The following is a 21,789-nucleotide window of genomic DNA, read 5'->3' as shown; positions in this document are numbered from 1 at the left end:
GGGCGACGGGCGTGAGACGCGCCGCTCTTCGTAGGTTCCTCCACGTGGACGACGGCTGTGGGTGGTCGTGTCCGCTACTCGTTGGTGAACTCCTCGACCACCGTCGCGCCCAACTCCCGCACGATCAGGTCGTGTCCGGAGAGCGCCGAGTCGTCCAGGTCCGGGTCGTCGTCCGCCGGGACGTCGTCCTCGATGGAGTACGGCGGGGGTTCCGGAGCGGAGGGCGCGGGCCGCGTGGCAGGGGCCGGCTGCGCGGGGGCCGAGGCCTGCGGCGGTGCGGGGCGCTGCGGAGCCGGGGGCTGCTGGGGTTGCGGGGGCTGAGCCGGAGCGTGGGCCTGGGACTGGGGCTGGGGCTGGGGCTGCGGCTGCGGCTGGGGCGCGGGCCGGCGGGGAGCCGGGGCGCCGCCGCCGAAGTTGGCCGCGGCGGGCGGCGGTGCGGCACCGCCCGAGGGGTCGACGATGGCCTCGATCTTCCAGTGCGCGTTGAACTGTTCGGCCAGGGCCTGGCGGAGCACGTCCTCGCTGCCGCTGCTCATGAAGTTGTCCCGGGCCCCGGCGTTGATGAAGCCGAGCTGCAGGGTCTGGCCGTCGAACCCGGCGACCGAGGCGTTCTGGCTGAGCAGGATCCAGGTGAAACGGCGACGGTTCTTGACCGCCTCCAGGATGTTCGGCCACAGGCTGCGCGCGTCGATTCCCCCGGCGGGCGGCCCCGCCTGCGCCGCACCGGCCGACGGCCCCTGCGGAGGCTGCGGCGGCTGCTGCATCTGCGGCGCCTGCGGAGACTGCTGCGGCTGCGGCGGCTGCGGCGGCTGCTGCGCCTGTGGAGCGGCCGACGGAGCCGGTGCGGCGCTCGGCGGGCTCGGACGGCCGCCGCCCGCGGGGGCGGTCGTGGGCCAGGCACCGGGCCGCGAGGCGGCGGGGGCGCCACCGGCAGGCCCACCACCCTGAACAGGGCCACCGCTGGAACCGGCACCAGAGACCGCGGCACCAGAGACCGTCGGCCACGCGCCCGGCGCGGTCGCGGGAGCGGCAGGCGGACCGCCGGCCTGCGCGGCCGGGGCCATCGGAGCAGCATCCGGAGCGGTCGGCTCTACGGGCGCCGGAGCGGGCTCGCCCGAAGCGGGAGCGGGAGCGGGAGCCGGAGCGGAAGCCGGAGCGGAAGCCGGAGCCGGAGCGGAAGCGGAAGCCGGAGCCGCGGCCGGAGCGGGAGGTGAGGTCGGGGCCTGAGCGGGAGGTGAGGTCGGGGCCGGAGGCACCGCTTCCGGCCCGGGTGCCGCAGCCGGAGCCGGAGCCGGAGCCGGGGTAGGCGCAGCACCACCCGGAGCCGCCCCGGCCACCCCCCGCACAGCGGCCCGCGCCGCAGCCGGACCGCCCCCCGGAGGTACCGCGGGAGCCGGGGCAGGTGGCACGGCGGGACCGGACGGCGGCACGGGCGCGTGGGCGTCGGGCCCCGGCACGTACCCCATGGCGGGCGCCTGGCCACCGGCGCCGAAGTTGCCGCCGCGCTCCAGGCGGTCGAGGCGGGCGAGCACGGCGCGCTCGTCGTCGTACGCGGCGGGCAGCAGCACGCGCGCGCAGATCAGCTCCAGCTGCAGCCGCGGCGAGGTGGCGCCGCGCATCTCCGTCAGGCCCTCGTTGACGAGGTCGGCGGCACGGCTCAGCTCGGCGGCGCCGAGGACCCCGGCCTGCGCCTGCATGCGCTCCACCACGTCGGCGGGGGCGTCGATCAGGCCCTTCTCCGCGGCGTCCGGCACGGCGGCGAGGATGACCAGGTCGCGCAGCCGCTCAAGGAGGTCGGCCACGAAGCGGCGCGGGTCGTTGCCGCCCTCGATGACGCGGTCCACCACCTCGAACGCGGCGGCGCCGTCACCGGCCGCGAAGGCGTCCACCACGGAGTCGAGCAGGGAGCCCTCGGTGTAACCGAGCAGGGCCGTCGCCATGGTGTACGTCACACCGTCCGCGCCCGCGCCCGCGAGGAGCTGGTCCATCACGGACATGGAGTCACGCACGGAACCGGCACCGGCCCGCACCACGAGAGGCAGCACCCCGTCCTCCACGGGGATGTCCTCCTTGCCGCAGACCTCACCGAGGTAGTCCCGCAGGGTGCCGGGCGGGACAAGGCGGAAGGGGTAGTGGTGCGTACGCGAGCGGATGGTGCCGATGACCTTCTCGGGCTCCGTCGTCGCGAAGATGAACTTGAGGTGCTCCGGCGGCTCCTCGACCACCTTCAGGAGGGCGTTGAAGCCCGCCGAGGTGACCATGTGGGCCTCGTCGATGATGTAGATCTTGTACCGGCTGCCGGCCGGGCCGAAGAAGGCCTTCTCGCGCAGATCACGGGCGTCGTCCACGCCACCGTGCGAAGCCGCGTCGATCTCGATGACGTCGATCGAACCCGGGCCGTTGCGCGCGAGGTCGCGGCAGGACTGGCACTCGCCGCAGGGGTTCGGAGTGGGACCTTGCTCACAGTTGAGGCAGCGCGCCAGGATGCGCGCGCTGGTCGTCTTGCCGCAGCCGCGCGGGCCACTGAACAGGTACGCGTGATTGACCCGGTTGTTCCGCAGCGCCTGCTGCAGCGGGTCGGTCACATGTTCCTGCCCGATGACCTCGGCGAACGACTCCGGGCGATAACGGCGGTACAGCGCAAGGGACGACACGCATACGAGGTTATCGGTGCCCACTGACAACCGGCCCCGCCCGCAGCCCGCGGCCCCCCGCCCGCAAACGCAAGCGCCCCCCACGCACCCGCCAGAGCCGACCTACCCTTGCTGCCTTCCGGCCCTGGGGGAGTTCAGTCAGATAGCGCCACGTGAGGGGCTGCGCCCAGAGTACATGCTCCGGGCCGGGGGGAACGAGTTCGCGAGCACTCCTCAACGTCTTGTATTGTTTGCCGCGGAGGATTCGCCTAGAGGCCTAGGGCGCACGCTTGGAAAGCGTGTTGGGGGCAACCCCTCACGAGTTCGAATCTCGTATCCTCCGCCAGTGCCTCACCGGGCACGAAGTCGAAGGGCCCCACCGTTCGCGGTGGGGCCCTTCGACGTGTGGGGGTTGAGTTGCCCGGCGCACGGCCGCTGTCGGGCCCGCGAGACGTGCCTGCTGCCGCTACGGCCGAGCCGGTCGGACGCGCCGCAGCCCGGCCTCCGCGACTACTGCACCGTCAGCCGATGCATTCCGGTGTATTCCGGTGAGCGGGTAGCAGGCTCTTCTGCCGCCGTCGGCCCGCCTCGTCGGGCAGGGCCTGCGGCGGGGAGGCGCCACAGGCCCTGCCCTCGTACGCCATCCGCGGATCATGGAACTGCGCCATGCTTGGCCCGGGCGCCGAAGCCGCTTCGGCCCGCCTGTGACGTTCCCTGTCTGTCGAGGTGCACTCTCATGAAGTCCCGATCATCGCTTACGACTTGGCTGGGCGAACTCGACGGTTCCCGCCTGACACGCGTACTCGCCACGCGGAAGGACGCAGCTTCCTCTCCGGAACCACGCTCGCTGGGGGAACTGGCGGACCGTCTCCAACGTCCGGGGTCCGTGGCACTCGTCCTGCCGCAACTCACCCTGCCGTGCTTGCAGGCCGCCGAGGCGCTGGCCGCCCTGGGAGCACGAGCGACCCGGGGCAGCCTCGCGGAGTTGCTCGGCTCGACGTCCCCTGCGGCGGTACAAGCGCTGGACGCGACCCTGGAAGCGCTGTCGGATCGGGCGCTCGTGTGGCACGACGGCAACGAGGCACTCCGCATGCCTACGCCCTTTCGACAGGCGTGGAGCACGCCCCTGGGACTTGACGCCCCGCTGGAAGACCTGCTGGCCGGCACCACCTCGGAAGAGCTGCGCGGCATGCTGGCGGTCCTGGGCATCAAGCCACCCGGCACCAAGCAGCAGCGACTCGCGGCTCTGGTGGACCATCACAGTGACGCAGAACGGGTCGCCGCGTTGGTGGCGGGGGCACCACCGGCCACACGGAAGTTGCTTGAGCAGAGCGCCCGGTCCACGCCGCGTCAGTCACTGTTCGTCGCGTTCGGGGCTCCTGGCCACGACCTCCGACCAGGCGCCCGATGGGCACTCGACCGCGCGCTTCTGCTCCAGGACCGTCACCGGTACGGGCCCGTCCGGATGCCGGTCGAGGTGGCCTTGGCTCTGCGGGGCCCCGATTGGCACGCTCCGTTCGAACCTCTGCCGCCCGTCACACAGTTGGTGCCCATCAGTTCCTCGGAGGTGGAGCGGGAGGCCGCGGTAGCCGCCACCGCGTTCGCGGCCCATGCCGCCTCCGTCCTTTCGGCGTGCACGACCGCTCCACCGACCCGGCTGAAGTCGGGCGGGATCGGCGCGCGTGAACTGGCCCGGCTCGGCAAGGCCGCCCAAGCGGACGACGCCGTGGTACGCATCGTCCTGGAGACCGCTTACGCCGCCGGACTGCTGGCCCGCGACGGCGATCGCGTACCTCCCACCGAGGCGTACGACTCCTGGGCCGAGCAGGAGCCCGCAGAACAACTCGCCGTACTGCTCCGGGCATGGCGGGACCTGCCGCTCACCCCCTCCCGGGCGCGCAACGAGGACAACAAGTCGCTTCCCGCGCTCGCCGGTGCGCCTGACTGCGGCGGCTGTCTGCAGGCCCGCCACGGGCTGCTCACCGCGGCCGCGGGGCTCCCGGCAGGCAAGGGTGCAAAGGTTCCGTCGGAGCTGGGGCCGCTCGTGGCCTGGCACCGTCCGCTCGCCGACGACGCCTCGCCCGAGGACACGGCACCGTTCAGCACCGTGATCCGCGAAGGTGAACTGCTGGGCGTACTGGCACGAGGCGCGCTGTCCCCGCTCGGTGCCCACCTGACGGCCCACGCCGACGAAAAGCTCGACATCACGGCCCGGCGGCTGGTGCCCCCCGCGACCACGACCGCCCGGATCGGCGCCGACCTCACCGCCGTCGTCACCGGCACCCCGTCCGCGCGACTCGCAGCGCTGCTGGATTCGATGGCCGACCGGGAGACCAGTGGCACGGCGTCGGTATGGCGTTTCAGGGCCGGCAGTATCCGCCGGGCCCTGGACGCCGGCCGCACCCCGGACGACATCACAGCGGACCTGGTCGCCGGCTCCGCCACGCCCCTGCCACAGCCGCTGACCTATCTCATCGCCGACACCGCACGAGGTCACGGACGGGTACGCATCGCCCCCGCCGCCTGCGTCCTCCACGGCGACGAGCCCGCGCTCCTGGCCGAACTCGCCGCCCATCGAGGACTCACCCGGCTCGGGCTGCGACAGCTGGCTCCGACGGTGCTGGTCAGCCGCAGCCCGCTCGACACGACCCTCGCCGCGCTCCGAGCCGAGGGATACGCCCCTGTCGCCGAAACGGCCGCGGGCACGGTACGCATCGACAGAACCCGGCCTCGGCGGGCCACCACTCCCGTTCCGGCCCCCCGCGGCACCCGCGGCACCCGCGGCACTCGCGGCACTCGCAGAAAGGGCAGCCTCCGGATCACAGCCACAGGCGCAGCGAAGGCACCGGCTGCCGTGGACCTGAACGCCTTGGCGACCCGGCTGCTGGCCGCCCCGCCGACCTCCCCGGAACCCGCGCCGTTCGACGGAGTCCCCTTCGACACGGACACCGAGGAGATCGTCGCAGGGTGGGCGAAGCGACTGCCGTACAGCGATGTCCGCCAGCTCGCCCATGCCATCGACGCCGGTCAGGCCATTGCCGTCGAATACGTTGCCGCCTCGGGTAGCCGAACCGTACGCACTCTCAGCCGGCTCGCACTCGACCCGCCCTGTCTCGAAGCCTGGTGCCACCTACGGGACGCCGAACGCGTCTTCACCCTCTCCCGCATCCACAGCGTCATGCCCGAGCAAGCTGGAAGACGGTAGCGACAGCGACAGTATCTCTGGCGAGACTGTCGCCCACAGCGAAGTGGCGGGCCGGGGCGGATGTCTGGGAGTGGGGCCTTCGACGTTGTGCGGTGTGAACGCGGCAGTGGTGGGCGTCAGTTGGTCTCCTTTGTCACTGCTTCGCGTACCGCTGTCACCGCTTCGCGTACCGCAGGGGCGATCTCGGCCGACCAGCGGGCGAGCGAGACGGTGTCCTGCGGGCCGTGGTCCGCCGCGAAGAGGGTGAAGCCGGCGGCTCCGTGGTCGAGGACGGCGGTGGTCAGTTCGTCGATCCACTGGTCCGGGGAGCCGCCGGTCCAGCGGCCGTCGGCGTCGCGCGTGCGGGTCAGCGGCTGGTCGGTGATGCGGCCGGGGAGGTTGAAGACCGTGCGGATCTCGCGGGGGTCGCGGCCCACGGACTCGGCCGCCTCGTCGACGAGCGGACGCGACGTCCGGTAGCGCTCGCTGAGCCAGTCCGCCGCGTGACCGGGGATCCAGCCGTCGGCCACCCGGCCGGTGGCGGCCAGCGACTTGCGGCCGACCGAACCCGTCCACACCGGGGGCGCGGCCACCGGCGACGGCTCGATCTCGCGCACCCGGTAGTGGCGCCCCTCGAAGGTGACCGGAGGGCCGCCGCCGGACAACTTCTTGACCAGCACGATCGCCTCCTCGAAGGCCTCCACCGCCTGGCCGGGCGAGAGCCGCTCCACGCCCATGTCGGCGATCCGGTCCCACAGCCCGCCCGCGCCCATGCCGAGTACGACGCGGCCGCCGGAGAGCGCCGACAGCGAGGTCACGGCCCGCGCCAGCAGGGGCGCCGGCCGGGTCGGCAGGTTGGTCACGTTGGCGAAGCCCGAGATCCGGCTCGTGCGCCCGAGGAGGAAGCCGAGCGATGCGTACGCGTCGAGGCGTTCGCCGAGGTACGGGTGGTCCGAGAGGGAGAAGTGGTCGAGTCCGTCGCGGTCGGCCTGCTGGACCATGCGCAGCAGCTCCGGGCCGTCCGGAACGTTGCTATGGGCGCCGAAGCCGAAAACGACCTCTTGTGTGGGCACTGCTTTTTGTACGGACACCGCGCTGCCTTCCGTCGGAGTGGGAGTCGCCTTGCCGAAACCCGGGTGTACGGGGGGAGGGTGCAGTTCGCATTACGAACCATATTTGTTCGTGGCACGAACTGCAATCCTCCCCTTTCGGTGATCGGCGACCGGCCGGGCAGCCTCAGGCTTTGCTACTGCCAGGGCCAGGGCGGCCAGGGCCGAGGCCAGGGCCGGGGCCGGAACCAGGTCCGGGGCCGAGGCCGGGGCCGGGCTCGCCGGGGGATCCAAAGACCACCGGGACCTCGTTGTCCTGCACGACGCGGGCGAGGAGGACCGTCAGCGTCTCGCGCTCGTCCGGCGTGAGGCTCGTGGGCAGTTCGTCGATGCGCCGGCAGGTCGCGTCGTAGAACTCCTTCGCGAGATCGGCGCCTTGGCGGGTGAGTGCGACGCGCACCGCGCGGGTGTCACGCGGGTCCGGTTCGCGCCGGACCAGGCCGTTGCGCTCGGTGCGGTCCACCAGGCCGGTCAGGCTCGACTTGGCGAGACGCAACGTCGCGCCCAACTCGCCCATACCGTACGGCCGCCCCATCAGGACGCACAGCAACTGCCCCTGCTGCGGGGTGACTCCGTACTCCCGGCCCGACTCCGCGTACACGGCATTCACCAGGAACGAGGAACGCACCAGGGCGGCCACGATTCCGATCCGGCCGTTCTCCTGCTTCTCCATTCGGCCAGCTTATCACCGGTAATGCGGGTAGTTCGGGTGGCGAACTATGCCGGATCGTGCGCCCGGAGGGAGCCCTGGGTGTGGGGGGTGCGGGAGGTGCGGGAGGTGTGGGGGGGCGGGAGGTGCGGGAGGTGCGGGTCAGGCGGGGCTGGGTCGGCGCAGCCCGCCGCGGCGGCGGAATCGGCCGCAAAGGTGTGCGGGAGGGCGGCGGTCGCCTCGCGCAGGCGGGCCAAGCGGCGCACCAGGACGAGCGGGACTCCCACCGACTCCCGGACCAGGCCGAGCCGCACAGCCGGGGCGGGGAGAGACCGACGTCCGCGGCGATCGCGTCCAGCGGCACGCGCGGGGCGGGGCGGACGGACGGGGCGGGCGGCCTCTCGCACAGCGTGCAGCACGCGCGCGTCCAGGGCGGGTTCGGCCCCCGTGTGCGCACGCGGCTGGGCGCGGCGTTCGCCGTGGGCCGCGGCCAGGTCGGTCGGTACGGGGGCTGCGGGAGCTGCGGGGCTGCGGGCGGCACGGGGGGCTGCGGGGCTGCGGGCTCAGCGGCGTCGGCGGCGGTGGCCGGACCGAGAGCTGCGAGCAGGCGTCTCACCACGTGCGGATCGAGGCGTACGGGGCCGGGCCGGGGTCGGAGCGTGGGCGGCGGCCGGCCGGGGTGGCGGCGCGGCTCGCGGTGAGCCTCGGCTACGTCGGCCGGGCGGTCGCCGTGGCGCTCGGGGCGGGCTGATCCGCCCGCACCGAGAGGCCGTTGTCAGTGGCCCCGACTAGCCTGAGGTCATCAGCTGGCTTGATCCCGATTTGGGAGGTTTTCATGGCTTCGCTCCTCAATCCGTACCTCAGCTACGACGGCGACGCCCGGCAGGCGATGGAGTTCTACAAAGAGGTCTTCGGCGGCACGCTCTCGCTGCACACCTTCGGTGAGCTGGGCGGCCAGGCCGAGGGCATCGACGGCGACAAGATCATGCACGGCATGCTGCAGACCCCGAGCGGCTTCACGCTCATGGGCGCGGACAACCCGCCCGGCATGGAGTACAAGGCGGGCACCAACTTCTCGGTGAGCCTCAGCGGCGAGGACGACGCCGAGCTCCGCGCGTACTGGGAGAAGCTCTCCGCCGACGGCAACGTGGCCGTGCCCCTGGACAAGCAGATGTGGGGTGACGTCTTCGGCATGTGCACGGACAAGTTCGGCGTGCCGTGGATGGTCAACATCAGCGAGCCGCAGGGCTGAGGCGGGTCGGGGGCGAGGCGGGGGCTTCGGAGGGGCTGCCGGGGGACCGTGAAGTGATCAGGGGGCAGCAGGGTGATCAGGGGACGCCGGGTGATCAGGGGATGCCGGGTGTTCGGGGCGCGACCGTCTCGCGGGCCAGGGCCACCAGGTCCTGGACCGCCGGATGGCCGCCCCGTTCACGCCAGGCGAGCAGGACCGGGACGTCGGGGGCGTCGACGAGGGGGCGATAGACGACCGCGGGGTGGGCGTTCGTACGGGGAGTGGATTCGGGGGTGACTCCGATGGCGCGGCCGGCGGCGATCGCGGCGTGCCAGTCGTCGGTGTTGGTCACCGACACGACCGATGTGGGACGTCGGGTGGCGGGCCACAGGTCGAGGTTGGTGATGCCGGAGACCGTGTTGATCGCGACGGGCTGGTCCGCGAGCTCCGCCAGGGTCAGCTCGGGGCGCCCGGCGAGCTCGCTGTCGGCGGCCACGACGGCGACCCGGCGCTCGGTGAGCAGCGGCTCGCTGACGAACCCGGGGGCGAGCAGCGGGGCGCGCAGCAGGGCGACGTCGGCCCTGCCCTGGGTGAGCCCGGCCGTGCGGTCGTCGATACGGAGCAGCTCCAGGGGCGTCTCGGGGTGCCGTCGGTCCCAGCGGCGCAGGAGCTCCGAGGTGTGCTCGCCGAGCGCGGGGCCGGTGTGGCCGAGGCGCAGCGGCCAGGGGGCCAGGGCGCCCGGGTCGAGGGCGGCATCCACGGCGGCGACGGCCGCGGCCGCCCGGTCGCGGAACACCCGCCCCTCCGGGGTGAGTTCGAGGTGGTGCGTGGAACGGTCGACGAGCCGGGCGCCGAGATGTTCTTCGAGAGCGCGCAGGGTGCGGGAGAGGGCGGGCTGGCTCATGTGCAGACGGGCAGCGGCGCGGGTGATCGTGCCGGCCTCGGCGATCGTGAGGAAGCAGCGCAGGTGTCGCAGTTCCACGGCCATGGGCTTGGCGACTCCCCTCGTACGGTCATGCGTGCCGAGCATAACCACGGGTCGTTGTGCATTTCACCTGGAAGGGGGCGCTCCGTAGCGTGGACGGCATGACGACGCCCGCCGCCTCACGCTCCACCCCCGCTGCCGCACCTGCCACCACACTTGCCTCCTCCGGCGCCGGGTCCGGAGCAGACGCCGACTCCGGAGCAGGCGCTGGCTCCGTGTCCGCATCCGTGGGTGTGGCCGGGGGGCATACGTCGCCGGTGGCCGGGCGGGAGCGGCTGGTCGGGGTGGGGCTGGTGGTGGCGGGGGCGCTGTCGACACAGTTCGGCTCGGCGGTCGCCGCGCTGCTGTTCCCGCGGGCCGGCGCCCTCGGGATCGTCACGCTGCGGCTGGTGCTCTCGGCGGTGCTGCTGCTCGTCGTGTGCCGGCCCCGGCTGCGCGGGCACAGCCGGTCGGACTGGGCCGTGGTGTGCGGCTTCGGGATTGCGCTCGGCGGGATGAACACGCTGTTCTACCAGGCCATCGAGCGGATGCCGCTCGGCCCGGCGGTGACGCTCGAAGTACTCGGCCCGCTCGCGCTGTCCGTGGTCACCTCGCGTCGGCTCGCCAGCCTGCTGTGGGCCGCGCTCGCCCTGGCCGGGGTGTTCCTGCTCGGCGAGGGCGGCTTCGGCCGGATGGACCTGACCGGTGCCGCGTTCGCGCTCGGCGCCGGCGCGATGTGGGCCGCGTACATCCTGATGAGCGCGCGGGCCGGGGCGAGGTTCCCTCGGGCGGACGGGCTGGCGCTCGCGATGAGTGTGGCGGCCCTGGTCAGCCTGCCGATCGGGGTGGCCAGCGCGGGCGCAGCCCTGATCGTGCCGTCGACGCTGGCGCTGGGGCTCGCGCTCGCCGCGATGTCCTCCGGGCTGCCGTACTCCCTGGAGCTGTTCGCGCTGCGCCGACTGCCCGCGTCGACGTTCGCCGTCCTGATGAGCCTCGCGCCCGCGGTCGCCGCGCTGGCCGGACTGCTCGTCCTCGGGCAGGAGTTGGCGGTCACGCAGTGGCTGGCCATCGCGCTGGTGGTCACGGCGAGCATTGGGGCGGTGCGGATGGGATCGGCGCGTTCGGGATCGGCGCGTTCGGGATCGGCCCGTACGGGATCGGCCCGTACGGGATGGGCGCGGCGTACGGATACCACACGGTGGGCCGGACCGGTACGGCGTACACGGACAAAGAGCGGGGCTTCGGGCTCGGTCGACCAGGGGTAGCGCGCGGCCGCGCCGACCCGGTGAACTGGCACTCCACCCCTCCGGCCGGGAGACGAAATGCCGCAACCACCGCAGGACGGGCAGGACAGGCAGCACGGGCAGCACGGGCAGCACGGGCAGCACGGGCAGCACGCCGACCGGATACACGGCAAGGTCGCGCCGAAGCCCGCGCCCGGTCCCGCAGCCGATGCGCCCGCCCCGGAACCCGAGCATGTCGACGTCCTCATCGTCGGCGCCGGGCTCTCCGGCGTCGGTGCGGCCTGTCATCTGCGGCGCAGCGCCCCGGGCAAGAGCTTCGCCGTGCTGGAGGGGCGGGAGGCGATCGGCGGGACCTGGGACCTGTTCAGGTACCCGGGCGTGCGCTCGGACTCGGACATGCACACGCTCGGCTACTCCTTCCGGCCGTGGACTGAGGCGCGGGCCATCGTCGACGGCGCCTCGATCCGCGCGTACATCGAGGAGACCGCGCGTGCGTACGGCGTGGACCGGGCGATCCGGTTCGGGCATCGCGTGACCCGGGCCGAGTGGTCATCGGTGGAGGGCCGGTGGACGGTGACCGCGAGCCACGCCGACGGCACCCCGGACACGCGGCTGACCTGCACGTTCCTCTTCGCCTGTGCCGGCTACTACCGCTACGACGAGGGGTACACGCCGGACTTCCCCGGCATCGGCTCGTACGGCGGGCAGGTTGTGCACCCGCAGCACTGGCCGGAGGGCCTGGACCACGCCGGGAAGCGGATCGTGGTGATCGGCAGCGGGGCGACGGCGGTGACGCTCGTGCCCGCGCTCGCCGGGACGGCGGCCCACGTGACGATGGTGCAGCGCTCGCCGAGCCATGTCCTCGCACTGCCGTCGAACGACGTGTTCGCGCGCCCGCTGAACCGGATCCTGCCGCGCCGCACCGCGGGCAGCGCGCTGCGCTGGAAGAACGCGCTGCTCGCCGTCGCCAACTTCCAGCTCAGCCGCCGTGCCCCGGGGTTCGTCGCGGGCGCGCTGCGCCGGGCCGCGCGCCGTCAACTGCCCAGCGGGTACGACGTGGACACGCACTTCCGGCCGAGTTACGGGCCCTGGGACCAGCGGCTGTGCATCGCGCCCGACGGGGATCTGTTCAAGGCGATCCGCAGGCGCCGCGCCTCCGTGGTGACGGACGCGGTCGCCGGTTTCACGCCGACCGGGGTGCGGCTCGGCTCGGGCGAGGAGCTGGACGCCGACGTGGTGGTGACGGCGACGGGCCTGAATCTGCTGGCGATAGGCGGGATGGGGCTGATCGTCGACGGCAAGGAGACGGAGGTCGCGGACACGGTCGCGTACAAGGGGATGATGCTGTCCGGCGTGCCCAACTTCGCGCTGACCATCGGCTACACCAACGCGTCCTGGACCTTGAAGGCCGATCTCGTCGCGACGTACGTCTGCCGTCTGCTCGCGCACATGGACCGGCACGGCTACCGCACCTGCACGCCCCTGCTGCCGGATGACGGCGGCGAGTTGCGGCCGCTGATCGATCTGGCCTCGGGGTACGTGCGGCGCTCCATCGACGCGCTGCCGAAGCAGGGGGCGACGGCGCCGTGGCGGCTCAACCAGAACTACCCGCGGGACGTACGGCTGCTGCGGCACAGGCCGGTGGCGGACCGGGGCGTCCGGTTCGAGCGCGGGTGACGCCACGTCGCACGCGCATGGCACAGGTGACGCGCATGGCGCGGGTGACGCGCATGGCGCAGGCGACGCGCATGGCGCGGGTACGGCGGGTGACGCGCGGGGCCCGGTCCCTGCGCGCTCTTAAGCCGCCACCTTCGCCGTGAGCCGGGCGAGGCGTTCACCCTGGTAGCGGGCGGCTTCCAGGGCGGCGTCGGACACCGGGCCGGCGCCGCCGGGGTGCACCGTGCCGTAGGGGTTGCCGCCGGCCGCGTACACCGAGGCGTCCGTGAAGCCGGGCGAGACGATCAGCGAGCCCCAGTGGTGCGCCGTGTTGTAGAGCGCGAGGAGCGTGGACTCGTTGCCGCCGTGCACGTTGTGCGCGCTGCTGAAGCCGGTGAACGGCTTGTCCTGGAAGGTGCCCTGCGCCCACAGGCCGCCGGTCGAGTCGATGAACTGCTTGAGCTGGGACGCGACGTTGCCGTACCGCGTCGGGGAGCCGAAGGCGTATCCGTCCGCCCAGGTCAGGTCGTCGAGGGTGGCCACCTCGACTTGGTCCTCGGTGGCGTCGACGTGCTCGCGCCAGGCGGGGTTGGCGTCGATCGCCGCGTCCGGGGCGAGCTCTGCCGCGCGGCGCAGCCGGACCTCGGCACCCGCCTTCTCCGCGCCCTGGGCCAGGGCCTGGGCGAGCTGGTGCACCGTACCGGTGGCGGAGTAGTAGATGACGGCGATCTTGGCGCTCATGGTGGATCCCTTTCGCTCGCAGCCCCTGAACGAGGCCCCCTCAAGAGAAACGGACTGCTATCCGCTTCCTGCGTGAGACCCAAGTGAACCGGATTCCTATCCGCTTTGCAAGGGGTTACGAAGGCGGAACCGGATAACTTTCCGCCGCACCCCACCGCGCGTACGCTCGGGCCATGAGCCCCACCCCCGACCAGCCGCGCCGCGCCCTCCCCCTCCTGAACCAGCCGCCGCCCGAGCGCGCGGACGCGGCCCGGAACCGGCGCAAGATCCTGGACGCCGCAGCCCGGCTGGTCGCGGAGCGCGGCGCGGAGGCGGTCACGATGAACGCGGTCGCACAGGCCAGCGGGATCGGCGTGGGCACGGTCTACCGCCGCTTCGGCACCGTCGCCCAGCTGCTCATCGCCCTCCTCAACGACCGCGAGGAGCGGCTCCAGGAGGCCTTCCTCAGCGGCCCGCCCCCGCTCGGCCCGGACGCCCCGCCCGCCGAACGGCTGCGCGCCTTCCTGCACGCGCTCGCCGACCACATCGAGGACCAGCAGGCCGTGAGCCTGGCCGCGGAGGCCGCCGACCCGGGCGCCCGCTACCGCAGCGATCCGTACGCGACCGTGCACACACACGTCGCAATGCTCGTCGGACAGGCCCGGCCGGAGGCGGACGCGCCCGTGCTCGCCCATCTGCTGCTCGCTCCGATGGCACCGAGCCTGCTGCACCACCTGCGCGCCGAACGCGGCTACTCCGCGCGGCGGATCAAGGACGCGATCGACCAACTCCTCGCCCTTGACCTCAAGTTCGATTGAGGTTCTACGTTCACCGCATGACGACGACACAGCACGACCGGAACCAGGACCAGAGCCAGAGCCAGGGCCGGGGCAAGGACCAGGACCAGGACCAGGACCAGAGTCACGGCACCGGAGCGCCGGACAAGGACAAAGACAAAGACAAAGACAAGAACCAGGAGTTCCACTACACCCACGACGACGCCGGGCTGCTCAACCAGCCGATCGGGTACTGGAGTTGGGCCGCCAACAAGGCCGTCGTCGACTACATCCGCGCGGGTCTCACGGAGGTCGGCCTCACTCAGCCGCAGTGGTGGGTGATCAACCAGGTACGGGACGGGGCCCGGCCGCGCGACGAGGTGTTCACGATTCTGCGCGGCTACCTCGACGTGGGCGACGCGCTGCAGCCGCACACGGATGAGCTGATCGACCGCGGGCTCCTCGCGGGCGAGGAGTCGATCTCCCTGACCGACACCGGCCGCGACCTGCTCGAACGGGCCACGGCCCGCCAGCGGAAGTCCCTCGCGCGCATCCACGAGGGCGTGCCCGACGCGGACTTCCTCACGACGATGAAGGTGTTGCAGCGGATGATCCACAACGCGGGCGGCAAGGCCTGGCACCACTGAGGAGCCCCGCCTGCCCCTGGGGTGCCCACCGAGTTCGCGGGCCTCGGCCCCGCTGCGTCGAACAGGCCACCGGTTCCCGCTCCCCCGCGCCCCGCTCGACGACGCGTCCGCGGAGCGCGCGGCGCAGGCAGAGGCCGCCGCGGCACGCACGGGCACGTACCGGACGACGCCACGCACGGGCGCGTACCGGACGACGCCACGCGCGGGCACGTACCGGACGACGCCACGCACGGGCGCGTACCGGACGACGCCACGCGCGGGCACGTACCGGACGACGCCCGGGCCGCCCTGCGCGATCATCGAGGCATGACCAACGCAGGCATGACCGACGCACCGAAGCCGGCCGACATCCACCTGGCCCAGGAACCGCAGGCCGACGCGCTGCTCGGGCGCAGTCCGCTGGCCGCCCTCGTGGGCATGCTGCTCGACCAGCAGGTCCCGATGGAGAAGGCGTTCTCCGGCCCGTACGTCATCGCGGAGCGGCTGCACACGGACGACCTGGACGCGCACGACATCGCGGCGCGTGACCCGGAGCAGTTCGCCGAGCTGATGAAGGAGAAGCCCGCCGTGCACCGCTACCCCGGCTCGATGGCGGGCCGGGTGCAGAAGCTCTGCCAGTACCTCGTCGACGAGTACGGCGGCGAGGCCGAGGCCATCTGGCGCGACGCGAGCAGCGGGGCGGAACTCCTCGCCCGCCTCAAGGCCCTGCCCGGGTACGGGGACCAGAAGGCGCAGATCTTCCTCGCCCTCCTCGGCAAGCAGTACGGCGTCACCCCCAAGGGCTGGCGCGAGGCGGCCGGCGTCTACGGCGAGCAGGGCGCGTTCCGCTCGGCGGCCGACATCACGGGCCCGGAGACCCTCGCGAAGGTACGCGCGTACAAGCAGGAGCTGAAGGCCGCGGCCAAGAAGAAGTAGCCCGGACGGCCGCCGGGCCCGGATTTCTTGACAGAGAATTTCGACCAGCGGAAAATAGATTCCGCATAACGGAACCACCGCGTCCAACGAACCACGCGTCTAAACGGACCACCGCGCGTCCAGCGGACCACCGCGGCTAACGGACCACCGCGCGTCCAACGGACCACCGCGTCGATACGGAAACGTACGGGAAGCAGAGGCAGACAGGCATGGCAAAGATCGGTTTCATCGGCCTCGGCATCATGGGCAGCCCGATGGCGGTCAACCTCGTACGCGCCGGACACACCGTCACCGGCTGGAACCGCACCCCGGAGAAGACCGCGCCGCTCGTCGAGGCGGGCGGCACGGCGGCAGCCACCATCGCCGACGCGGTGCGCGGCGCCGAGGTCGTGATCACGATGGTCCCGGCCTCCCCCGAGGTCGAGGCGGTGGTGTACGGGCCCGGCGGCATCCTGGAGTACGCCCGTCCCGGCACCCTTCTGATCGACCACTCCTCGATCACCCCGCAGACCTCCGTCGACCTGGCCGAGAACGCCCGCGACCACGGCGTCCGCGTCCTCGACGCCCCGGTCTCCGGCGGTGAGGCGGGGGCCGTCGAGGGCGTCCTGTCGATCATGGTCGGCGGCGACAAGGCCGACTTCGACGCGGCCCGGCCGGTCCTCGAAGCCATGGGTACGACGATCGTGCACTGCGGTCCGCACGGCGCCGGCCAGACCGTGAAGGCCGCCAACCAGCTGATCGTCGCCGTGAACCTGGAGGCCTGCGCCGAGGCGATCACGTTCCTGGAGAAGTCCGGCGTCGACCTGAAGGCGGCCCTTCAGGTCCTGAACGGCGGCCTCGCCGGGTCCGCCGTACTGACCCGCAAGATGGAGAACTTCCTGCTCCACGAGTACCGGCCGGGCTTCAAGGTCGACCTGCACCACAAGGACATGGGCATCGTCACCGAGGCCGCCCGGAGCGTCGGCGCGGTGCTGCCGGTCGGCGCCGTCGCCGCCCAGCAGATCGCCGCCGCCCGCGCCCAGGGCTGGGGCGACCTCGACCACTCGGTGCTGCTCAGGGGCGTGCAGCGGCTCAGCGGGGACGCGTCCGCGTAAACCCGTACTGGCTGCGCTGCTCGCCGCGGCGTTGGTGGTGACGCCTTCCGTTCAGGCGCGGGCCTACGTCGTGGCTTGCACCGAGGTGCACGCCACCGACGTCTCCTCTCCCCTTACGGCGACCAGCCGCCGCCCGCGCGGGACGACCGGGAGTGGCCGAACGCGCACGAGCTCCGCCGCCTCGACCGGACCCATCCGGGACTCGGGTGCGCGCAGCCGGGTCGCGGCGACCGGGGTGGGCGCGCCCTTCTCTAACGTCGAGAACAGCTGCGGTTTGTCCTGTACGGCGGGCAGGTCCAGCACCGACACCTGCCACCGCCCGTCCGCGGCCGTACGCAGGAACGCGCTCACGTCGAACTCCGGGTTCCCGAAGAACGGCGCCATGCCCTGCGCCTCGAACGCGGTGAGCGCCCGCAGGATCACCCCGGCCGTACCCGAGGAGAGCCCGCCGATGTTCTTCAGCTCCGGCCTGCCCTCGTCCGAGGTCAGGAACGTCACGACGGCCCGCAGATCCTTCAGGTCGTGCAGCTCCAGGCCCTTCTGGTCCGCATAGTGGAAGATCAGCCCGAGCGACTGCTCCTGCGTCCGCCCGTGGGAGGGGCCGCGGTGGGGGCTCCTGCGGGGGCTCGTTCGGGCCTTCCTGCACGGGCTCCTGCGGGCGTTCCTGTGGGCGTTCCTGTGGGCGTTCCTGCGGGCGTTCCTGTGGGCGTTCCTGTGGGCGTTCCTGTGGGCGTTCCTGCAGAGGCTCCTGCGGGGGCCGATCCGTCCGGTGTCCGGGCGGGCTGCTGCGGCTCTCTCTCGCTCATTCCAGGCCCCTGTTCCCGGCTTGACAGTCACCGGTATGTCGGCTTTGCGGCGGCATATTCCAGCCTCGTACTCGGTCGCCATGGCTGCGCCCGGAGCCCCTTGCCCGGTAGGCTTTCCGTGTGATCTTCAAGCGCATCGGAAACGGCCGGCCGTACCCCGACCACGGCCGGGAAAGCACCCGGCAGTGGGCGGATGTCGCGCCGCGCCCGGTCCGCCTCGATCAGCTGGTGACGACCAAGGGCCAGCTCGACCTGGAGACCCTCCTCGCCGAGGACTCCACGTTCTACGGCGACCTCTTCGCCCACGTCGTGAAGTGGCAGGGCGACCTCTACCTGGAGGACGGGCTGCACCGAGCCGTGCGCGCCGCCCTCCAGCAGCGCCAGGTCCTGCACGCCCGCGTCCTCGAACTGGGCTGATCCGCCCCGGAATTCACCTTCCGCCGCGGTCACGCCCCACCTCGTACGCAGCGGCCACCCGCGCCGCCCCCCGTACAGGCCCCATACAGGCCCGTGCAGGCCCCGTACAGGCCCGTGACCGCCACGGGTCGGCCCCCGTGCAGGCTCCCGGGTTGACCCTTTCGGGTTGCCGCGCACCCAGGCGATTGATCATCTAGTAGGCATTGCGCCCGCGCCGCATTACGCTGCGCCCATGAGCATGCTCACACCCCCCGGAATGGGCGGCGAATACCGCATCACCGGGGACAAGTACCCGCGCATGCGCCGCAATCGGCACCGGCGGATCGTGCTCGCTGTGATCGCCTCGGCCGCGGCCCTCGGCCTCGTCGGCTACGGCGTCGTCCAGCTCGTCGACGTGTTCTCCGGTGACGAGAAGCGCGGCACCGTCGCGGCGGACCGGCCCGACTGCAAGCCGGAGCCGAAGCCGGAGCCGAAGTCGTCGCCGTCCCTGAAGGCCCTGCCGAAGCCGGGCCAGATCACGGTCAACGTCCTCAACGCCACGACCCGCACCGGCCTCGCCAAGAGGACCGCCGATGAACTGAAGAAACGTGGCTTCAAGATCGGCGACGTGGCCAACGCGCCCAAGGAGTACGACAAGAAGGTCGACGCCTCCGCCGTACTCCTCGGCCCCAAGTCCGCCCTGGAGAGCGGCCTGCCCGTGCTCGGCACCCAGCTCGCCGGCGCCGAACGCAGGACCGACGGCCGCAAGGGCAAGGAGATCGACTTCATCATCGGCAAGGCCTTCAAGGCCCTGGCGAAGAAAGAGGACGCCGAGAAGGCCCTGACCAAGCTGGCCGAACCCGCCCCGACGCCCTCGCGCGGCCGCGGCTGCTGAGTCCCCTCGGGAACCCGGGGAGTTACTCCGCGGCGGCCGTCGGGCCCTCGGGAACCCGGGGAGTTACTCCGCCGCGCCGTACATCCGGTCGCCGGCGTCGCCGAGGCCCGGGACGATGTAGCCCTGGTCGTCGAGCCGCTCGTCGACCGCGGCCGTCAGGACCGTCACCGGGGTGCCCGCCAGCTCGCGCTCCATCACCTCGACGCCCTCGGGCGCCGCGAGCAGCACGACCGCCGTCACGTCGTCGGCGCCGCGCTTGATCAGTTCCTGGATCGCCGCGACGAGGGTGCCGCCGGTCGCCAGCATCGGGTCCACCACGTACACCTGCCGCCCCGACAGGTCCTCCGGCATGCGCGTCGCGTACGTCGACGCCTCCAGCGTCTCCTCGTTGCGGACCATGCCGAGGAAGCCGACCTCGGCCGTCGGCAGCAGCCGCACCATGCCGTCCAGCATGCCGAGACCGGCGCGCAGGATCGGTACGACGAGGGGGCGCGGGCGGGCCAGCTTCACGCCGGTGGTCGGGCCGACCGGGGTCTCGATGTCGACCTGCTCGGTGCGCACGTCGCGCGTGGCCTCGTAGGCGAGGAGCGTGACCAGCTCGTCGGCGAGGCGGCGGAAGGTGGGGGAGTCGGTGCGCCTGTCGCGCAGGGTGGTGAGTTTGTGCGCCACCAGCGGGTGGTCGACGACGTGCAAGCGCACGGGATCCTCCGTGGGTCTGATCTGCAACAACGGCCGCAGCAGCGACCCGCCCCTCAGGCTACCGGGGCCCCGCCGCCCCCGCGCCCGCCGGGCGAGGCGCCGCCCGCGGCCCCTCGCCCCGTACCCACGGGGTCGCATCAAACCGGCCACGCGAGGGAAAGTGGAGGGAACGGACGACCCCGGGTACCCCACTGGGCAGGGTGGTGGAGCCATATGCAGGACGGCGAGGCAGAGCCGGAGCAGGTCGAGCCGGAGCAGGTCGAGCCGGAGCAGGTCGAGACGGAGCAGGTCGAGACGGACGCGGAACGGCGGCGGCGCCGCGCCCAGTTCCTACGCGAACTGCACGAGGCGAAGGAGCTCCGCGCGCGGGTCCAGCCCCGCAAGGCGCGCGCGGCCCGGATGCGCCAGCAGATGCGGATGCGAACCTTCCGCTGGTAGCCCGGGGCGGCGGTGCCGTGGGGTGCGGTGTGATGCGGTGCGGTCCGGGGTGGTCCGGGGAGTCCGTCGGTCCGGGGTGGTCCGGGGAGTCCGTCGGTCCTCGGTGGTGCGCGGCGCTCCGGGGTGGTCCTGCGGCCGCATCTCGGAACGCGGCGCGCGGCTCGCCGCAGACACAGCGGGCCGAAGACCTCTCGCAACGGCTCTGTTTCTGCCACGATTCCGATGGGCGGGCGCACTTCGCGGCTCCCCCGCCCGCCAACCTCCGCCGGGGGGAACCCCAACCGGCACGCCTGAAGACCAGTGGGAGTCACGGTGTACTTCGCCGCACTGCTCGCGCGCACCGAAGACGGGTGGGAAGCGAGCGACACAGAGCTCGACGATGTGGAGACCCTGTCGGATCTCGCCGACCTGGCCCGCGAGGCCACGTCCGGCGGGTACGACGACGAGACAGTGCTCGTTTTCATCGAGCAGGAGGACGCCTGGTTCGGCATCGTGCGCGTGGAAGGCGAGGACGACCCTCGCATCTATGTCTCGGACGCGGCCGCCGCGTCCCGCAGCAGTTACGGCGAGATCCTGGTCACGGACGAGCTCCTCGGCCGTGAACCCGGCTCGTCCGACGACTCGGCGCATCTGGAGGAGCTCGTCGACCTCGACGGCACCGAGGACGGCGAGCCGGAGACCGGCCCCGACGACACCGACAACGACAACGACAACAGCGACGCATCGGCCCCCGCCGGACCGCTCGGGGACACCGCGATCCTCGACGACCTCGGCCTGTCCGAGAAGGAGCTGCTGACCCTGAGCACCGACGCCCTCAACGCGATCGCCGAGGCCCTGGGCGCCTCGGACGTCCTTGAGGCCGTCCGCTAGTGAACGAGCCGCCCCCCTAGTGAACGAGCAGCACCCCGAGTGAACGAGCAGCACCTCCTGTGAACGACCCCGTACGAGACCGCTGGCAGCCGGCGATGCGACGCGCCCTCGAAGAGGCCGAGAAGGCCGCACTCGGGGGCGACGTCCCCGTCGGCGCCGTGGTTCTCTCCCCGCACGGCGAGACCATCGCCACCGGCCACAACGAACGCGAGGCGACCGGCGACCCCACCGCACACGCCGAAGTGCTCGCGCTGCGCCGGGCAGCCGCCCACCTCGGCGCGTGGCGGCTGACCGGATGCACGCTCGTCGTGACCCTCGAACCCTGCGTGATGTGCGCGGGCGCCCTCGTCCAGTCCCGCGTCGAGCGCGTCGTCTACGGCGCCCGGGACGAGAAGGCCGGCGCGACCGGCTCGCTCTGGGACCTGGTCCGCGACCGCCGCCTCAACCACCGCCCCGAGGTGGTCGACGCGGTGCTCGCCGACATGTGCGCGGAGCAGCTGAGCCGCTTCTTCCGCGACCGCTGAGGCCCGCCGCGACCGGCTCTGTGCCGCCTTCGCGGATACGGATTTCAGAGCACGGGCACCTTTGGGCTAGGATCTCTCTCGGTAGCGTGTCCGAGCGGCCGAAGGAGCTCGCCTCGAAAGCGAGTGTGGCGCAAGTCACCGAGGGTTCAAATCCCTCCGCTACCGCTCAGGGAAGTGGCCCTGACCCGTTTCGAACGGGTCAGGGCCACTTCGTTTCCGCCGGGCTTCGTTTCCGCCGGGCTTCGTTTCTGCCGGGCTTCGTTTCTGCCGGGTCTCTTCTGCCGGGCTTCGGTTGCTGCGGCTTCGGCTGCGGCTTCGGTCCGCGCCTGCCCGCTGGCT

19 protein-coding genes, 2 tRNA genes, 1 other RNA gene and 2 pseudogenes are annotated in these 21,789 nt (G+C 72.3%); 16 read left to right on the top strand and 8 right to left on the bottom strand.

Annotated elements, in window-relative coordinates:
• Positions 1-74: 74 nt before the first annotated feature.
• Both QIS99_RS21285 and ffs read right to left on the bottom strand, forming a co-directional pair.
• Positions 75-2,654 (bottom strand): DNA polymerase III subunit gamma and tau, encoded by a 2,580-nt coding sequence (locus QIS99_RS21285; RefSeq protein ID WP_282515166.1) that lies wholly within the window; start codon positions 2,652-2,654, stop codon positions 75-77.
• 66 nt (positions 2,655-2,720) lie between these two features.
• An RNA gene (gene ffs, locus QIS99_RS21280) (signal recognition particle sRNA small type) lies at positions 2,721-2,819 on the bottom strand.
• 72 nt (positions 2,820-2,891) lie between these two features.
• Here ffs and QIS99_RS21275 point away from each other — a divergent pair.
• Positions 2,892-2,979: transfer RNA gene (locus tag QIS99_RS21275), tRNA-Ser, on the top strand.
• 390 nt (positions 2,980-3,369) lie between these two features.
• Positions 3,370-5,838, top strand: coding sequence for a helicase-associated domain-containing protein (locus QIS99_RS21270; protein WP_282515165.1), 2,469 nt, complete (start codon positions 3,370-3,372; stop codon positions 5,836-5,838).
• 116 nt (positions 5,839-5,954) lie between these two features.
• Here the strand turns inward: QIS99_RS21270 and QIS99_RS21265 are convergent, their stop codons facing one another.
• Both QIS99_RS21265 and QIS99_RS21260 read right to left on the bottom strand, forming a co-directional pair.
• Positions 5,955-6,890: an LLM class flavin-dependent oxidoreductase gene (locus QIS99_RS21265; protein WP_282515164.1), complete on the bottom strand. Its 936-nt coding sequence runs from the start codon at positions 6,888-6,890 to the stop codon at positions 5,955-5,957.
• A 163-nt stretch (positions 6,891-7,053) separates the two neighbouring features.
• Complete coding sequence (locus QIS99_RS21260) at positions 7,054-7,599, bottom strand: MarR family winged helix-turn-helix transcriptional regulator (protein WP_282515163.1); 546 nt, start codon at positions 7,597-7,599, stop codon at positions 7,054-7,056.
• Between the two features lie 595 nt (positions 7,600-8,194).
• Between QIS99_RS21260 and QIS99_RS21255 the strand changes: the two genes are divergently transcribed.
• Both QIS99_RS21255 and QIS99_RS21250 read left to right on the top strand, forming a co-directional pair.
• On the top strand, positions 8,195-8,326 hold the full coding sequence (locus tag QIS99_RS21255; protein WP_282515162.1) for a hypothetical protein: 132 nt from the start codon (positions 8,195-8,197) through the stop codon (positions 8,324-8,326).
• 84 nt (positions 8,327-8,410) lie between these two features.
• Positions 8,411-8,827 carry a VOC family protein gene (locus QIS99_RS21250; RefSeq protein WP_282515161.1) on the top strand — a complete coding sequence of 139 codons (417 nt, stop codon included), beginning with the start codon at positions 8,411-8,413 and terminating at the stop codon, positions 8,825-8,827.
• Between the two features lie 94 nt (positions 8,828-8,921).
• Here the strand turns inward: QIS99_RS21250 and QIS99_RS21245 are convergent, their stop codons facing one another.
• Positions 8,922-9,794, bottom strand: coding sequence for a LysR family transcriptional regulator (locus tag QIS99_RS21245; RefSeq protein ID WP_282515160.1), 873 nt, complete (start codon positions 9,792-9,794; stop codon positions 8,922-8,924).
• Positions 9,795-9,892: 98 nt separating this feature from the next.
• Between QIS99_RS21245 and QIS99_RS21240 the strand changes: the two genes are divergently transcribed.
• Both QIS99_RS21240 and QIS99_RS21235 read left to right on the top strand, forming a co-directional pair.
• Positions 9,893-11,035 carry an EamA family transporter gene (locus QIS99_RS21240; protein ID WP_282515159.1) on the top strand — a complete coding sequence of 381 codons (1,143 nt, stop codon included), beginning with the start codon at positions 9,893-9,895 and terminating at the stop codon, positions 11,033-11,035.
• Positions 11,036-11,092: 57 nt separating this feature from the next.
• Positions 11,093-12,691: a flavin-containing monooxygenase gene (locus QIS99_RS21235; protein ID WP_282515158.1), complete on the top strand. Its 1,599-nt coding sequence runs from the start codon at positions 11,093-11,095 to the stop codon at positions 12,689-12,691.
• Between the two features lie 120 nt (positions 12,692-12,811).
• Here the strand turns inward: QIS99_RS21235 and wrbA are convergent, their stop codons facing one another.
• On the bottom strand, positions 12,812-13,411 hold the full coding sequence (wrbA, locus tag QIS99_RS21230) for an NAD(P)H:quinone oxidoreductase (protein WP_282515157.1): 600 nt from the start codon (positions 13,409-13,411) through the stop codon (positions 12,812-12,814).
• A 173-nt stretch (positions 13,412-13,584) separates the two neighbouring features.
• On the opposite strand from wrbA, the gene QIS99_RS21225 reads away from it, so the two are divergent.
• From QIS99_RS21225 to QIS99_RS21210, 4 genes and pseudogenes are all read left to right on the top strand, one after another.
• Positions 13,585-14,208, top strand: coding sequence for a TetR/AcrR family transcriptional regulator (locus tag QIS99_RS21225; protein ID WP_282515156.1), 624 nt, complete (start codon positions 13,585-13,587; stop codon positions 14,206-14,208).
• A gap of 17 nt (positions 14,209-14,225) precedes the next feature.
• Positions 14,226-14,813 carry a MarR family winged helix-turn-helix transcriptional regulator gene (locus tag QIS99_RS21220; RefSeq protein ID WP_349017316.1) on the top strand — a complete coding sequence of 196 codons (588 nt, stop codon included), beginning with the start codon at positions 14,226-14,228 and terminating at the stop codon, positions 14,811-14,813.
• Between the two features lie 306 nt (positions 14,814-15,119).
• Complete coding sequence (locus tag QIS99_RS21215) at positions 15,120-15,728, top strand: HhH-GPD-type base excision DNA repair protein (protein ID WP_282515155.1); 609 nt, start codon at positions 15,120-15,122, stop codon at positions 15,726-15,728.
• Positions 15,729-15,934: 206 nt separating this feature from the next.
• Positions 15,935-16,822: pseudogene (locus tag QIS99_RS21210) on the top strand (2-hydroxy-3-oxopropionate reductase); the annotation flags it as partial.
• A 255-nt stretch (positions 16,823-17,077) separates the two neighbouring features.
• On the opposite strand, the pseudogene QIS99_RS21205 reads toward QIS99_RS21210, so the two are convergent.
• Positions 17,078-17,410 (bottom strand): annotated as a pseudogene (locus QIS99_RS21205) (helicase HerA-like domain-containing protein); the annotation flags it as partial.
• 338 nt (positions 17,411-17,748) lie between these two features.
• On the opposite strand from QIS99_RS21205, the gene QIS99_RS21200 reads away from it, so the two are divergent.
• Both QIS99_RS21200 and QIS99_RS21195 read left to right on the top strand, forming a co-directional pair.
• Entirely contained in the window at positions 17,749-18,045 is a 297-nt protein-coding gene (locus QIS99_RS21200; RefSeq protein WP_003955420.1) for a type II toxin-antitoxin system VapB family antitoxin, read from the top strand.
• A gap of 232 nt (positions 18,046-18,277) precedes the next feature.
• A complete protein-coding gene (locus QIS99_RS21195) occupies positions 18,278-18,919 on the top strand; it encodes a LytR C-terminal domain-containing protein (protein WP_282515153.1) in 642 nt (213 codons plus the stop codon).
• Between the two features lie 63 nt (positions 18,920-18,982).
• Here the strand turns inward: QIS99_RS21195 and upp are convergent, their stop codons facing one another.
• Complete coding sequence (upp, locus tag QIS99_RS21190; RefSeq protein WP_282515152.1) at positions 18,983-19,618, bottom strand: uracil phosphoribosyltransferase; 636 nt, start codon at positions 19,616-19,618, stop codon at positions 18,983-18,985.
• A 213-nt stretch (positions 19,619-19,831) separates the two neighbouring features.
• Here upp and QIS99_RS21185 point away from each other — a divergent pair, with 213 nt between their 5' ends.
• The 4 genes from QIS99_RS21185 (at position 19,832) to QIS99_RS21170 (ending at position 21,615) form a co-directional block, all read left to right on the top strand.
• Complete coding sequence (locus QIS99_RS21185; RefSeq protein ID WP_282515151.1) at positions 19,832-20,056, top strand: hypothetical protein; 225 nt, start codon at positions 19,832-19,834, stop codon at positions 20,054-20,056.
• 312 nt (positions 20,057-20,368) lie between these two features.
• The gene (locus QIS99_RS21180; RefSeq protein ID WP_282515150.1) at positions 20,369-20,926 is read left to right on the top strand and encodes a tRNA adenosine deaminase-associated protein; all 558 of its coding nucleotides are present in this window, start codon (positions 20,369-20,371) and stop codon (positions 20,924-20,926) included.
• Between the two features lie 95 nt (positions 20,927-21,021).
• Complete coding sequence (gene tadA / locus QIS99_RS21175; protein ID WP_282515211.1) at positions 21,022-21,450, top strand: tRNA adenosine(34) deaminase TadA; 429 nt, start codon at positions 21,022-21,024, stop codon at positions 21,448-21,450.
• Between the two features lie 80 nt (positions 21,451-21,530).
• Positions 21,531-21,615, top strand: a tRNA-Ser gene (locus QIS99_RS21170).
• Positions 21,616-21,789 lie beyond the last annotated feature (174 nt).

Origin of the sequence: Streptomyces solicavernae (assembly GCF_029968095.1) — a bacterium.
GTDB classification, from domain to species: Bacteria; Actinomycetota; Actinomycetes; order Streptomycetales; family Streptomycetaceae; genus Streptomyces; species Streptomyces solicavernae.
Note: the sequence above shows the minus strand (reverse complement) of the source record. Positions and strands in the feature narration are given on the sequence as shown.